Genomic DNA, 14,017 nt, shown 5'->3' with positions numbered 1-14,017 from the left:
TCCTATGGTTCGGGCGGTGGTGCTGGGGCTGTGCGGTGGTGCTGGGGTTGGAAGTTTCGGCGTTCGGCGCTCAGGCCTCGGGGATCACCATAGCGAAGCGCTCAGGGCGGGCGACGTCCGGATCCGGGCCATTGCGGACGCCGAGGTCCAATCCGTCGATGGCCGCGAGTTCTTCTGTGCTGAGCTCGAAGTCAAAGACATCGAAGTTCTCCGCGATGCGTTGTGGGTTGGTCGACTTGGGAATGGCTGAGCGGCCTTGCTGCAAGTGCCAGCGGATCATGACCTGGGCCGGTGTCTTGGCGTGGGTCCGCGCGATCGCTGCAATAGCGGGATCTTCCATCACGTTCCGTCGGTCTCCGCCCCAGCCCGGGTAGAAAGTGATTCCGCCAATGGGTGACCAGGCCTGGGTGAGGATACCGTTTGTTGCATCCGCGTCCTGGACATCGGGCTGCGTGAAGTAAGGGTGCAGCTCGATCTGGTTTACCGCTGGCACGATGTCAGTTGAGGCGAGCAATTCCTTGAGGTGGTGCGGCATGAAGTTGCTGACACCGATTGAGCGGACGCGCCCGTCCTCGAGTAATCGCTCCAGCGCCTTGTACGCTTCGATGGTCTTCTCGAACCGGTCCGGGGCGGGCTGGTGCAGGATGAACATGTCCAGGTAATCGACACCGAGCTTGCCGGCTGCCTTGTCCCAGGCATGCAGTGTTTGCTCGTAGCCGTAGTCACTGACCCAGACCTTGCTCTCGATGAAAACTTCCTCCCGCCGCAAGCCTGATGCACGGATGCCCTGGCCTACCTCCCGTTCGTTGCCGTACGCGGCGGCGGTGTCGATGTGCCGGTAGCCTGTGGCCAGGGCTGTCTCGACGGCGGCGGTGGTTTCCTCGGGTGCGCTCTGGAAGACGCCCAAGCCGAGTGCCGGCATCGTGATGCCGTTGTTGAGGGTTAGTTCAATAGTCATGGTGTTCACGCTATTCAGCCCTGGCCCGCTGCGGGAGTGCCCGTCATTACCCCCTTGGGCGTTCCAAGTAATACCAGGCCCTCCCTCGCTCCCTTGCTGACGGCGTAGCGTTGCTCTCATGAGTCATAGCGAGGACGTACGGAAGTTCCTGACCTCCCGGCGTGCAAGGATCAAGCCCGACGCCGCAGGATTGCCGGCCTATGGGGGCAACCGCCGCGTGGCCGGGCTGCGCCGCGAGGAAGTGGCGATGCTGGCCGGGATGAGCATCGATTACTACATACGGCTCGAGCGAGGAAACCTTTCCGGAGCCTCGGACAGTGTCCTCGAGGCGCTGGCTCGCGCCCTGCAGCTTGACGACGCCGAGACAGCGCACCTCTTCGACCTGGCACGCGCGGCCACGGCCGCGCCGCGGGTGAGGCGGAAGCACAGCCCAAGGACGGTCCGGCCAAGCGTGCAGCGGGTCATTGATTCCATCACCGCGGCACCGGCGTGGGTTCGGAACGACCGCGGCGATGTCCTCGCTGCCAACGAACTTGGCGCAGCTCTCTACATGGACCTGATGGCCGAAGAAACCACCCCTCCAAACAGCGCACGGTTCACCTTCCTCAACCCAAAGGCACGCCAGTTCTTCGCAAATTGGGAGCGCAGCGCCGACGATATTGTTGCCGTCCTGAGGTCTACCGCCGGGAAGAATCCTTACGACAAGGACCTTACTGACCTGATCGGGGAGCTCTCCACGCGCAGTGAGGAATTCCGGGTCAGGTGGGCCAGGCACGATGTGAAGTACCACCGGACGGGTCGGAAAAGACTCCACCACCCGATCGTCGGCGATCTTGACCTGAGCTTCGAAGCCCTTGAGCTGTCCGCGGACCCCGGGCTGCGGATCAACGTGTACACCGCGGATCCCGGCACACCTTCGGAAGACGCATTGAAAGTGCTCGCCAGTTGGGTGGTTACCCAGCGGATTAGCGAAGAGGCCAGCCAAGACGCCTCCCTTCAGGAATGAGGCCTGTTCAGGAATAGTGCCCGTCCGAAAACATGGCTGAACCATCTAGGCTGGGAAACGTGCTTCCAGAGTTCACCTTGCGCCCCTCTTACAGTTCCGATGCCATCTGGATCGCCGAGCTTCGTGCCGTGGTGATGCGTCCGGACCTCGAACGGCTGGGTCGCTGGGATCCGGTGCGGGTCCGGGAGCGCTTCCTGACAGCCTTCCAGCCGGAGCACACCTATGTGATCCATACTGCAGGTGTGGATGCCGGGGTGATCGCAGTTCGCCAGGAGCCGGACGCCCGGTGGATTGAGCATTTCTATGTGGCTCCGGCGCATCAGGGCAAAGGGCTGGGCGGTGCTGTACTTCGGCACGTCATGGCGGCCTCCGTGGATGAGAGGCCATTCCGTTTGAACGTACTGCAGGGAAGTGCGGCACGGAACTTGTATGAGCGGCATGGTTTTGTTCTGGAATCCGAGGACCAGATCGACGTCTTCATGCTGGCGGCCGGCAACCCCTAACCAACGCAACCCCTGATCAGCGCACCCCAAATACGGTAACGTCAACACATCGACGCCAGCTTCCGGGGGGAACACAATGGGGAACGTTCAAGCGCGCACCAAACGATTTACAACGGGCTCAGCGATCGCGGTGGCCATGGCGTTGGCAGCGGGGCTGCTTGCCGCCGGAGCGCCGCCCTCCGTCGCGGCGTCCCAGCCGACACCCTACATCGACGGCGTACCGTATGTCGGCGCGGAACTGCGCCGCCAGTACAATTACGACTACTCAGCTTGCAGGAATCCCGACGGCACGGGTGAGGGCATCACCTTGGAGTGGTTGAGGGACGGCGTGCCGCTTCCTGCTGAGCGGCAGGGTGAAACCCTGCCGGTCCTTCCCGAAGACCAGGGCCACCGCATTTCGATGAAGGTCTACCCGCTCACCCCGGGCCAGTCGGGTTGTCCGACGGGTTCCCAGGTAAGCCCGGAAACACTGCCCGTCAAAGCCTCCAGCAGGGCCATGGGCTGGACCGGTCGCGGCAACTTCGAACCACTCGCTCGAACCCACGATGGCCGCCTCATCCTGTATCCGCGGACTTACACCTATTACAAGGGAAGTTGCGAGGGCGCGTGCCCTACCTACTGGGGTGCGTGGGAGGAGCCCGTGCAGGTTGGCCAAGGCTGGAACGTGTTCAACATCGTCTTCTCACCCGGCGACTTCGATGGTGACGGCTTCAATGACCTCCTCGGCAGGGATGCGGCAGGCAACCTCTTCCTCTACCCGGGCGATGGCGAGGGTGGCTGGCTTGATCGCCAACAGGTGGGCCAGGGTTGGAACGTTTTCAACATGATCGTCGGACCGGGTGATTTCAATGGCGATGGAACCAATGATGTCCTCGCGCGAAACCCGGCGGGAGATCTCTTCCTTTACCCCGGCGATGGCAGCGCAGGGTGGCTCGCCCCCACGAAGGTGGGCCAAGGCTGGCAGAGTATGAACAAGATCATCACTGCCGGCGACATGAACGGCGATGGCCCCGTGGAGGTCTATGCAAGGGATGGCAATGGGCGCCTCTTCCTCTACCCGGCTGATGACGCTGGCGGCTGGCAGCCATCGTCCATCATCAGCGGCGGTTGGGATGTCTTCTCCGAGATTGCGGGACTCGGCAGTTTTCCGCACTCCAAGTACAACGACCTCGCGGCCATCAACGGGAACGGAGATTTGGTCACCTATTCTGCGGGAGCGTCCACCACAGTCCTCTGGGGCCCCTATGGTCCCGTAGGCCGCGGTTGGGATGTCTTCAAGGAACTCCTCTAGTTTCCTGCGTTTAGAGCGTTTGCCCCCACACCGCTAACTGCAGGCGGACAGTTGCTCGCGACTCGTCAACCCCTGCTGAACGATTTTGCTGGATCATTCCACCATCCACGCGACGGAACCCGCGTGGATTCGGGCGCCTTCCGAGCCGCCGAAGGAATGATCCAGCAAAAAATGCCGCCAACATCAGGCCGGCACCGACTCAGTGGAACGCACAGGTGTCTCAAGCCCCAGGTTTTCGCGCAGCGTGGTTCCGCGGTAGTCCGTAGGGTAGACCCCGCGTTCCTGAAGTTCAGGTACCAAGTGGTTCACGATGTCGTCCAGGCCAGTAGGGATAAGCCACGGTGAGATGTTGAACCCGTCCACTGCGCCAACGCGGGCGTACTCGGAGAGGTGGTCGGCAATGGCGGTATAGGAACCGGTAAAGGTCGCATCCACCCGCGCTGTGCGTGAGGTGACGAACTGGCGGATTGAGAGCCCCTTGTCCTTGGCCTCAGCCCGCCACTGGTCCGCGAGCTGGCGCGCCTTCGCTCCATGGAAGCCGCTGCCGCGCGTCTCCGATGTCTCCTCGACTGCCGGATCAATCTCCGGAAGCGGACCATCGGGATCGTACTCAGTGAGTTCGCGGCCCCAGAACTGCTCCAGGTACGCGATGGCTTGCTGCGGCCCAATCTGGAGGCTGCGGACCCAGGCCTTCTTCTCTTGGGCTTCCTGATCGGTGGCGGCCAGGATGAACTCGCTGGCCGGCATAATCTGCACCGCGTTGGCTCCGCGGCCGGCAGCGACGGAGCGCGCCACAATGTCGCGGCGGAACTCCACGGCGTCATCGAACTTTGGGTGGGCGGAGAAGATCACGTCAGCCTGGCGAGCTGCGAAGTCGCGGCCATCCGGGGAGTCGCCCGCCTGGAAGAGCACCGGACGGTACTGGGCGCTGCGGGGCAACCGCGGGGTGACGTCCACCGTGTAGTGCTGGCCCTCATGAAGCACAGGGCGTGCCGGCCCCGAAGAGGTCTCCCACGAGTCCCAGATGCGTTTGGCGGTCTCAACAAATGCTTCGGCATGCTTGTACCGGTCGGCATGATCGAGGTATCCCCCGCGACGGAAATTGGCTCCAGTCCAGGCGTTGTCCGTGGTGACCACGTTCCAGGCAGCCCTTCCGCCGGAAATCAGGTCCAGGGAGGACAAGCGGTGTGCAAGGTCCGCCGGATCGTTGTATGTGGTGTTCTGCGTTGCTACGAGTCCGATGTTCCTGGTGACCGCTGCCAGGGCCGCGAGCATGGTCTGCGCATCGGGCCGGCCAGCGACGTCCAAGGCATGTGGGCGGCCGAGGTGTTCGCGCAGGCGCAACCCCTCTCCGAGGAAGAACGCCGCGAACTTCCCCCGCTCGGCGGTCTGGACTATGCGGCGGAAGGATTCGAAATCGGTTTGCGAACCCGATTCCGCCGCCTTCCAAATCGTGCCGGAGTTGACGCCCTGGAAGAAAATGCCGAACTGGATCTGACCCGTCGGCTGGAAAATAGCACGGTTGTGCTGTGTCATGGTGATCCCCTTTAGTTTTCCGAGCCAACGGCTGCAATGGTCGTATTCGCGTAGCGGCTCGCCGGACGTTCCAGGCCCAGCAGATCGCGGAACGTCCCATCCTGCAGAGGCGCACGCAAGGATCCACGCTGGCGGAGTTCTGGCAGCACCAGGCGGGACAGTTCTTCCAATTCCACGTCCAAGACGGCCGGGTGGAGACGGACGCCGTCGGCCTCCTTGAGGAGCGAATCGAGCACGTCAGCCAGACCAGCCGACGAACCAACAAACCGTGCCCGGCCCGCTTCTGCAGACGAACCGCTTTCCGCCGAGGAAGCGAAACGTGAAACGGCAGGCTGCCCGCGCGAGTCAAGAACGACGTCGAGCTCTGCAACAACCGCAACCGCAGCTCCAAGCCGGGCCCGCACATCGCGAACCTCGGCAACGAGCAGTTCGGGCGTCGGAGCAGACACCAGCACAGCATCCACGGAATCCACCGGAACCAAGCCTTCGCCCACCAAGGAGGCAGCGGCGAGCACAGGCAGCTGACCTTGCAACGGCCGGGGGATGATGGACGGACCCTTGACGGAGTAAGCGGGACCGGCGAAATCGGCAGGAGTTTCGAAGTCCACATAGTGCAGCTTGTCGACGTCAAGGTAGCGACCCGTGGCGACATCGCGGATCACGGCGTCGTCCTCCCACGAATCCCAAAGCCGGCGGCCGACTTCGACGGAGGCCGCCGCTTCCTGCGCCAGCGCTTCGCCGCTCACATGGGAACGCCCGACGGCGGCCGCGGCCTCGGACGAGTCCGCTGCGGTGACGATCCACCCGGCGCGCCCGCCGGATACGTAGTCCAAGCTGGCAAGCTGCGTGGAGATGTGGAAGGGCTCCGTATATACAGTGTCGACTTCCGGTACCAGTGCAATGTTCCGCGTCACCGGCCCGGCAAAGGCTGCACGCTGCAGGGCGTTAAGCCGCCCCGGGGCCGGCGCCTCGGCGAAGGTTGCCGCGTGGAAACCAGCGGACTCCGCTGCCAGGACGGCGGCTGCAAGGTTCTGGTACCCCGCGCCGTCGAGTTCAATGGCCAGGAACCCGGCGCTGCGTTCTTCGAAGGTACTCACTTCTGGTCCTGCCGTTCGTAGGGAACCTTTTCGCCGGCGTCAATGGCAACTGGCAGTCGGTTTTCTGCCGGCGGCAGCGGGCACGTGGCGAGGTCGGTGTAGGCGCAGGGGAGGTTGACGGCACGGTTGAAGTCCAGCTGCACGGAGCCATCAGCCGCAGGGACCACGGAGAGCGAGCGGTTGGCCACGTAGGTTGTCTTGCCGGAGGTCTGGTCCGTGAACAGCACAGACAGCGAACCCGGGGCGTGGCCGTTGAACGCCGTCAACGCCAATTCCTGGCCCGCGAGCTTGAAACGGATCTCGCCAGGGGCCTCGTACACATGCTGGATGCCCTCCACCGCGGCACCCACTGTGGTGGGGCGCGGTGTTTCGAACGACACGAACGTACCGGCAACGGCAAACGACGCATTCGGTGCGTAAGCGGGCGTGCCTTGGTACTCCTGCAAGAGGGCATTCGACGGGTTCCGTGGCCGCACGATGTACTCGCCGCCGCGCTTGGCCAGCTCGATCACGGTGTCGCCGGAGGCCAGGTTGATGCCCCCGCGCTCCTCGATAGGCCCGAATTCAAGGGGCTCTGCCTTGCCTGTGTTCAGTTCAACGCCGTCCTGCTGCAGGCTTTCGCCTGGTTCCAGAACAACGCGTACGACGTCGGCTTGCACACTCCAGGTACCAGGCGCACCTTCCAACGGGGTCGGGTTGCTGTCCAGCCAATGGAGATGGGTCACGGCGAGGAAGCCGTGCGGATGTGCCCGTTGGCGCTCATGGGCGGCGTGCCACTCCTGCCATTCCTCGGCAAAGGAGTCGGCGGCAGTTGAGGCGTGGGTAGCTGTTTCAGTGTGCGTAGACATGTGCGTAATCGCTCCTGTTGAAGGCGTGGTCTGCTGTGACGGTTGCTGCGGCGTCGGGTTCGGTGGCGCCGGCGAACTGGGGTCGTCCGGCGAACGGGTCTCCGGATTCCCACAACGTGGTTGGGGCTGCGGCGCGGACGGCCGGGATGACCTCCAGCGCGAAGCGTCCCAGGATGTCGAGCTGCTGTTCGAACGGCAGCGTGGTGGGCAAGGAGATCGACTGCAGGTCATGCTGATACAGCGAGTGGTAGCTGAGGATCTTGTCGATCACCTGCTCCGGGCTGCCCACAAGGGCGGGCCCCTCGGCCACAGCGTGCTGGATGTCCCGGAAGGGTGTGTTGTTGCCCGGAACGTTGCGGCTGGCGGTCAACGCCTCATACACGGGCCCGTACTGGCGGATGGCTTCCTGCGTGGTGTCGGCGATGAACACACCGCCGGCCCCACTGCCTGAGCCCAGATACTGGTGCCGGGGATCGTGACCGTGGCGCTGGTATTCCGCGCGGTAGTGGTCGATCAGGACCTTGTAGTTCTCCCGGGGCTGGATGGCGTTTGCGGTGAACAACGGATCGCCCCACTTGGCCGCCAGCGCCGCTGACGTAAGAGTTGTAGCCGAGCCGTGCCAAATCCGCGGCGAGCCCGCGAAGGGGCGTGGCGTCGTCGTGGTTGGTTCAATCAGAGGTGACCTGAAGCGGCCTGACCATGTGACACTCTCCTCGCGCCAGAGGGTGCGGAGCAGGTCGTACTTCTCAGCGAGCAACTCCCACTGGTCGTCCAAAGACAGGCCAAAGAGGGGGTACTGCAGCACCTCATTGCCTTTGCCTATCACCAGCTCCAAGCGGCCGCGGCTCAGTTGGTCGATCGTGGCGTAGTCCTCGGCCACCCGGACAGGGTCCAGGACGGACAAGACAGCGACGCCGGTCTGAAGCCGGATTCGTTGAGTGACTGCGGCAATGGCGGCGAGGACCGTCGCCGGGGACGAGGAAACAAACTCACCGGCGTGGCGTTCCCCCACGGAGAAGCTGTCGAAGCCCAGTTCCTCGGCCCGGCGGGCCGTTTCCACCACCTGGTTCAGACGGTCGGCGGTGGAGACGATCTCCCCCGTCACCGGGTTCTTCAGGTGGGGAATGATGTCAAGGACCTGGAACTTCATTTTCCGGTCCCAAAACTTGCCTCGGTAATGGTCTTGGATTCGGGCAGGGCTTCTTCGGAGAGGCCCCAGCGTTCCAGGACCTTGGCGTAGGAGCCGTCCTTGATGGTGGAGTTGAGGGCATCGGTGATGGCTGGGGCCAGCCCGTTGCCCTTGAGCGTGGTGGCGGCAACCAGGGTTTCCGACGGCCAGCCGGCGTTGACCTTGCCCACTACTTTGAGGTCGTCACGGGTATTCTCGCGGTACGTCACCGACGGGTAGGGCGCCAGGTTCAGGTCCGTGCGGCCGGAGGACAATGCCAGGATCGTATCGGCGTCGGACGAGTAGTACTGCAGCGTCGCCGGGGTTTTGCCCTTGGCCTCAAGCTCCTTGTTCCACGCCAGCAGGATCTTCTCCTGGTTGGTGCCGGAGCCCACGGAGATTTTCAGCCCGGAGATATCGTCCGAACCCTTGATGTCGTAGCTGGAGCTCTTCTTGGCCTCAAAGCCCATGTATGCAGCCCTGTAGGTGGAGAAATCGAACAGCTTCACCCGCGCGGCGTTGATGCCCACATTGGAGAACACGGCCTCAAAATCACCGGACTGGGTCTTCAACGGCCAGTTCTCCCAAGAGGTCACTTGGAGGTCCAAGTCCAGGCCCAGCTTGTCCGCCACGAGTTGTGCGATGTCCACCTCCACACCGATCGGCGTTTTGTCGTCAGTCGCGTGGAACGACAGTGGGATGGAGCCCGCGGTGGTGGCAACGGTCAGCTTGCCATCCTTGGCGATGGCAGCCGGAACAGTGGCGGCCGCAGCGGAATCTTTTTCACCACGGATCCGGTTCTGGTCCACTGAGGTGTTGTAGACGACGCCGTTCTTTGCGGCTTCGCTCCCGGGTTTGGCTGCTGAAGCGCCAGGATCGGAGCATCCGGCGAGCGCAGGAAGTACGACGGCGGGCAGTACAGCAAGTGCCAGGAGTTTGGTGCGGGTGATGCGAAACATGGAGGACTTCTTCCTAGATGTTGAAAGCCGGTTCGATGACCTTGGAGAAGAAACTTCGGGTGCGTTCTTCACGGGGGTTGCCGAAGATTTCCTGGGGCGTGCCGGACTCAACGATCTGGCCCTGGTCCATGAACACCACGGTGTCCGCGACGTCCCGGGCAAAACCCATCTCGTGGGTCACGATGATCAACGTGGTCCCTGACTTGGCGAGTTCGCGGATGACGTCCAAAACCTCGTTGACCAGTTCGGGGTCCAACGCTGAGGTGGGCTCGTCGAAGAGCAGGATCTTGGGGTCCAGTGCCAGTGCCCGCGCAATCGCGACCCGCTGTTGCTGGCCCCCGGAGAGCTGCCGCGGGTACGCATCGGCCCGGTCCTTCAGGCCCACCCGGTCCAGGAGTTCCAGGCCACGCTTCCTGGCATCGGCCTTGGATCGCTTTTGGGCGACAATTGGCGCCTCGATGACGTTTTCCAGGGCGGTGAGGTGCGGGAAGAGATTGAAGCTCTGGAAGACCATGCCGATGTTGGTGCGCTGCTTGAGGATGTCTTTCTCACGCAGTTCGTGGAGCTTGTTCCCGCGGACGTGGTAGCCCACCAGCTCGTTGTCGATGGTGATGAAACCGCCATCCACCTTCTCCAGGTGGTTGATGGTGCGCAGCAGCGTGGACTTTCCGGAGCCGGACGGACCCACGATCACCGCGACACCGCCTGGCGGCACGGACAAGGAGACACCCTTGAGGACTTCGGTAGTGCCGAAGGACTTTCGGACGTTCGTGATATCGACCTGCCCGCGGGTGGTGGTGTTGTCCGTCGTGGCGGGCTTGTCCCTCAAGGCGGGCCGTGCTGCCGTCGGACTGGCCCCTGTCGGACTGGCGGAAACTGACCCAGCCAGGGCGTCAGCCTGCGTTTCGTCGGCAGCCTGGGCCGCCGTCGTGGTTTCTTTGCGCGCGGCGAGGATGCTCATCGGCTTTCCTTGGTCTGTGAGACTGCAACGTGGGTAGCGAAGAACCTGCGGGCCTTCTGAAGTGGAGTGAGCGGCAGGTTCCGCAAGGCACCCTTGGAGAAGTGCCGTTCGATGTAGTATTGGAAGACACTGAGCACAGACGTGATGACGACGTACCAGAGTGTTGCGACCAGCAGCAGCGGCAGCACCTGCTGGGTCCGGTTGTAAATGACCTGGACTGTGTAGAAGAGCTCCGAGTACGCCAGGACGTAGACGATCGAGGTGCCCTTGACCAGGCCGATGATCTCGTTGAAAGCGTTGGGCAGGATGGCGCGCATGGCCTGTGGCAACACGATCCGTGTGGAGCGTTTCCAAGCGGGAATGCCCAGTGCGGAAGCTGCCTCGAGTTGGCCTTGGTCCACCGAGAGGATGCCGCCACGAATGATCTCTGCGGAGTAGGCGGCCTGGTTGAGGGTCAGGCCCAGCACTGCCGCAGCGAACTGGCTGATCAGCGTGGTGGTCTGGGCTTCGAAGAAGCGGACATCCGTGAAGGGGATGCCCAGACTGATCTTCTCGTAGAGGTAGCCAAGGTTGTACCAAAGGAGCAGTTGGACCAGCAGGGGCGTGGAACGGAAGATCCAGGAGAACGTCCAGGAAACCGAGACCAGCAGCGGCGACGCGGACAAGCGCATGAGGGCAAGGATGAATCCCAGGACGAATCCCAACACTCCGGAGATCGCCGTGAGCTTGAGCGTCTCCACCAGGCCATTCACCACGGACTGGGCCGTGAACCACTGCGCCACCACTCCCCACTCCCAACGCGGGTTTGTGACAAGCGACCATGCAATGGCTGCGACGCCCGCAGCCACCAGGACAGTACCCACCCATCGCCACGGATGCCGGGCAGGGACCAGTTTGTAGTCGGAGTAATCCGTGGTGGCAGGTGCAGTTTCTGCCGTGGCAGGCGGTGCGATCGCACTCATGCGCCACCTCTTTTCAGATCGGTTGTTGACTATCGGATGGCTGCCAATCTAGGTGCGCACAGGACAGCCAGCAAGGCGGAAATTTGCACTTCTTCACTGGACTTAGCGCGGGTTCACGGGACTTCACGCAACGCCATATGAGTCCGAATTTTGCGCCCGTTAACGCTGGATGACGCGCAGTGAACGGCCGTTACCAGCTCCTCGACCGGGGCGGCATCGCCTCCCTAGATTGGGCTGCACCACCCGATGTATTTTCAGGAGATTCCATGCCGTCACCAGTTCCCGCCATCGCCTTCATCGGCGGCGGCCCGCGCACGGCCGGCGTGCTGGAAAGACTGGCAGCGAGCCGGCCCGGATTATTCGATGGGCCGCTGCACATTCACATTGTGGAGCCGTACGAGCCGGGCTCCGGGAGGATCTGGCGCTATGACCAGAGCCCGGGCCTGCTGCTGAACTCCACCGCCGCGGACGTCACCATGTTCACCGACGCGTCCGTGGCGTGCGACGGTCCTCCCGTTGACGGCCCCGGTCTGGCCACCTGGGCAGCAGATGTGCTGGATGGGAGCATCCGCGACGTCCCTGCGCTGGAACCGCACTTGCTGGCGCAACTCCGTTCGCTCACACCTTCTTCATTTCCCACCCGGCAGCTCCAGAGCAAATACCTCGAATGGTTCTTCCGCCGGTCAGTCGCCGCCCTGGGGCCCGATGTCACTGTGACGGTCCACCGGGACACGGCTACAGCGGTCACGCCAGTTTCCGCTTCCGTGCACGGTCCCACAGCGTCCGACGCCGGCGCGCACCGCGTGCGGTTGGCTTCCGGCGCCGAGGTGCTGGCCGACGTCGTGGTTTACGCCCTGGGTCATACCGATTCGTTGCCGGACGACGAGTCCGTCCGCCTCAGCGATTTCGCTGCTCGCCACGGTGGGTTCCATGCGCCGCCGTCGTACACGACGGACGTGGACTACTCGGGCATCAAAGCCGGCCAGGACGTGATCGTATCCGGCATGGGGCTCGGGTTCGTGGATCTCCTGGTGCTGCTGTTCGAGGGCCGCGGCGGGCGCTTCGAGGAAGTAGCCGACGGCGAACTTAAGTATGTGCCCTCCGGCGCCGAACCGAGCCTCTGGGTAGGTTCACGACGCGGCGTGCCTTACCACTCCAAGATTTCCTCCGTTGTGCGCGGCGAGCCGTTCAGCCGGCCGCGGTACTTCACCGCCGAGGCAGTTGATGCGTTGTTGGCGAACCATCAGGAACTGGACTTCCGCTCACAGCTGTGGCCGTTGATCGCCAAGGATGCCGGCTATGCCTACTATCGGGAGCTCTTCACCGGCTACCCAGCGCGTGTGTCTGGCAGCTGGAAGGAATTCGAGGCCCGATTCGATGCAGTCGACTGGTACAGCCCTGCCCGGGAAGAGCTGGTTGCTTTCTCCATCCCTGATGCCGCGCTGCGGCTGGACCTGGAGGCCCTGGACCACCCCCTGAGCGGTTGCGCGTTCGCGGACCATGAGGCGGTGCAGCGTTCGGTGGCCGCGTACATCCAACACGATCTCGCCCTCCGAACCAGCCCGGACCATTCCGAAACACTCGCGCTCTTCACCGCGTTGTTGTTCGTCTACATGGACCTTGGCTGGCTGGTCCCGCAGGAGCGGCTCAATGCACCGTCCCAACAGGCGATCCACGGCTGGTGGCACGGTTTCTTCAGCTTTGTGGATTCCGGGCCGCCGTCACACCGTCTCCGTGAGATGCTCGCGCTGCACCGTGCCGGGTTCCTGAAGTTCCTGGCGCCGGGAATGTGGGTTCGCACCGACGAATCAACGGGCCGGTTTGTAGCCGGCTCATTCCAGTCACCCGTGGTGGTGGATGCGTCCGCGTACATCGAGGCACGGTTGCCCTCAGCGTCCGTGGAACGTTCGGCGAATCCCGCTTTGGCAGACCTGCACGACGCCGGATGGGGCACCGAGCAGAGGCTAATCACCTCGGAAGGTCCCCACTCCACAGGCAAACTCCTGGTCTCCGGGAATCACCAGGTCCTGTCCCCTGTTGGTACAGCACAGAAGACTTTGTTTGCGGTGGGACCGTGGACGTCCGGTTGGGGCGCGGGAGCGTTTGCCCGCCCCAACACCAATGCGGCACCATTCCGGGAGAACGATGCCCTGGCCCGGCAGATCCTGACCACCGTTGCTGCTGCCCGCCCAACTACGAAAGGCCTGACATGACCACAACGCCAACCCTGCCGACGTCGGGCCTTTCCGTCCTCAGCCTGCCCATGCGCGATCCCCGCGTTCGTCCCCTCCTGGACGAACTCGCCGTCGAATATGACACGCGGTACGGGACACTCTTCGGCACCGGGGGTGCTGCGGAGGAACTGAACAGGTACCCAGCCGAGGAATTCGCCGCGCCCCACGGAGCACTGATCATCATCCAGGAAAACGGCGAATCCGTGGCTGGCGGCGCATTCCGGCGTTACGACGAGCACACCGCAGAGCTCAAGAGGATATGGACCCACTCTGCGCATCGTCGTCGCGGCCTGGCACGGCGGGTGCTCACAGAGTTGGAGAATGAAGCACGACGCCGCGGCTACAGGAAGCTCTACCTCACCACCGGTCCACGCCAGCCCGAGGCCAGGAATCTGTACCTCGCCACGGGCTATAAGGCGCTCTTCGACCTCGCCGCCGACCCCGAAGACATCAAGCATTTGGCCTTCAGTAAGGATCTTGCCCGGCCCAGCTAA

Annotated in this window: 13 protein-coding genes; 5 read left to right on the top strand and 8 right to left on the bottom strand. The window is 63.3% G+C overall.

Annotated features, from left to right (window positions below; all coding sequences use genetic code 11):
* Window positions 1–70 precede the first annotated feature (70 nt).
* On the bottom strand, window positions 71–958 hold the full coding sequence (locus tag ACTAQJ_RS19255; RefSeq protein WP_498698551.1) for an aldo/keto reductase: 888 nt from the start codon (window positions 956–958) through the stop codon (window positions 71–73).
* A gap of 118 nt (window positions 959–1,076) precedes the next feature.
* Here ACTAQJ_RS19255 and ACTAQJ_RS19250 point away from each other — a divergent pair, with 118 nt between their 5' ends.
* From ACTAQJ_RS19250 to ACTAQJ_RS19240, 3 genes are all read left to right on the top strand, one after another.
* Window positions 1,077–1,964, top strand: coding sequence for a helix-turn-helix transcriptional regulator (locus tag ACTAQJ_RS19250; RefSeq protein ID WP_498698549.1), 888 nt, complete (start codon window positions 1,077–1,079; stop codon window positions 1,962–1,964).
* A gap of 32 nt (window positions 1,965–1,996) precedes the next feature.
* Entirely contained in the window at window positions 1,997–2,467 is a 471-nt protein-coding gene (locus ACTAQJ_RS19245) for a GNAT family N-acetyltransferase (protein ID WP_498698548.1), read from the top strand.
* A gap of 76 nt (window positions 2,468–2,543) precedes the next feature.
* The gene (locus ACTAQJ_RS19240) at window positions 2,544–3,758 is read left to right on the top strand and encodes an FG-GAP repeat domain-containing protein (RefSeq protein WP_498698545.1); all 1,215 of its coding nucleotides are present in this window, start codon (window positions 2,544–2,546) and stop codon (window positions 3,756–3,758) included.
* A 183-nt stretch (window positions 3,759–3,941) separates the two neighbouring features.
* Here ACTAQJ_RS19240 and ACTAQJ_RS19235 read toward each other — a convergent pair whose 3' ends face one another.
* Genes ACTAQJ_RS19235 through ACTAQJ_RS19205 form a run of 7 tightly spaced genes read right to left on the bottom strand, consistent with a single transcriptional unit; the run spans window position 3,942 to window position 11,289 of the window.
* Window positions 3,942–5,294, bottom strand: coding sequence for an NtaA/DmoA family FMN-dependent monooxygenase (locus ACTAQJ_RS19235; RefSeq protein WP_498698543.1), 1,353 nt, complete (start codon window positions 5,292–5,294; stop codon window positions 3,942–3,944).
* 11 nt (window positions 5,295–5,305) lie between these two features.
* The gene (locus ACTAQJ_RS19230; protein WP_431116926.1) at window positions 5,306–6,391 is read right to left on the bottom strand and encodes an LLM class flavin-dependent oxidoreductase; all 1,086 of its coding nucleotides are present in this window, start codon (window positions 6,389–6,391) and stop codon (window positions 5,306–5,308) included.
* A complete protein-coding gene (locus tag ACTAQJ_RS19225) occupies window positions 6,388–7,239 on the bottom strand; it encodes a DUF1684 domain-containing protein (RefSeq protein WP_431116927.1) in 852 nt (283 codons plus the stop codon). Before ACTAQJ_RS19225 ends, ACTAQJ_RS19230 begins: the two co-directional genes overlap by 4 nt.
* A complete protein-coding gene (locus ACTAQJ_RS19220; protein WP_431116928.1) occupies window positions 7,223–8,389 on the bottom strand; it encodes an LLM class flavin-dependent oxidoreductase in 1,167 nt (388 codons plus the stop codon). Before ACTAQJ_RS19220 ends, ACTAQJ_RS19225 begins: the two co-directional genes overlap by 17 nt.
* Window positions 8,386–9,366: an ABC transporter substrate-binding protein gene (locus ACTAQJ_RS19215; RefSeq protein ID WP_498698541.1), complete on the bottom strand. Its 981-nt coding sequence runs from the start codon at window positions 9,364–9,366 to the stop codon at window positions 8,386–8,388. Before ACTAQJ_RS19215 ends, ACTAQJ_RS19220 begins: the two co-directional genes overlap by 4 nt.
* A 13-nt stretch (window positions 9,367–9,379) precedes the next feature.
* Entirely contained in the window at window positions 9,380–10,327 is a 948-nt protein-coding gene (locus ACTAQJ_RS19210) for an amino acid ABC transporter ATP-binding protein (RefSeq protein WP_498698539.1), read from the bottom strand.
* Complete coding sequence (locus ACTAQJ_RS19205; protein ID WP_477514067.1) at window positions 10,324–11,289, bottom strand: amino acid ABC transporter permease; 966 nt, start codon at window positions 11,287–11,289, stop codon at window positions 10,324–10,326. The genes ACTAQJ_RS19210 and ACTAQJ_RS19205 overlap by 4 nt, the downstream gene beginning before the upstream one ends.
* Before the next feature lie 266 nt (window positions 11,290–11,555).
* On the opposite strand from ACTAQJ_RS19205, the gene ACTAQJ_RS19200 reads away from it, so the two are divergent.
* Both ACTAQJ_RS19200 and ACTAQJ_RS19195 read left to right on the top strand, forming a co-directional pair.
* Complete coding sequence (locus ACTAQJ_RS19200; RefSeq protein ID WP_498698536.1) at window positions 11,556–13,502, top strand: FAD/NAD(P)-binding protein; 1,947 nt, start codon at window positions 11,556–11,558, stop codon at window positions 13,500–13,502.
* Window positions 13,499–14,017, top strand: coding sequence for a GNAT family N-acetyltransferase (locus ACTAQJ_RS19195; protein ID WP_498698534.1), 519 nt, complete (start codon window positions 13,499–13,501; stop codon window positions 14,015–14,017). Before ACTAQJ_RS19200 ends, ACTAQJ_RS19195 begins: the two co-directional genes overlap by 4 nt.

It is taken from the genome of Arthrobacter sp. alpha11c, assembly GCF_054149985.1.
Note: the sequence above shows the minus strand (reverse complement) of the source record. Positions and strands in the feature narration are given on the sequence as shown.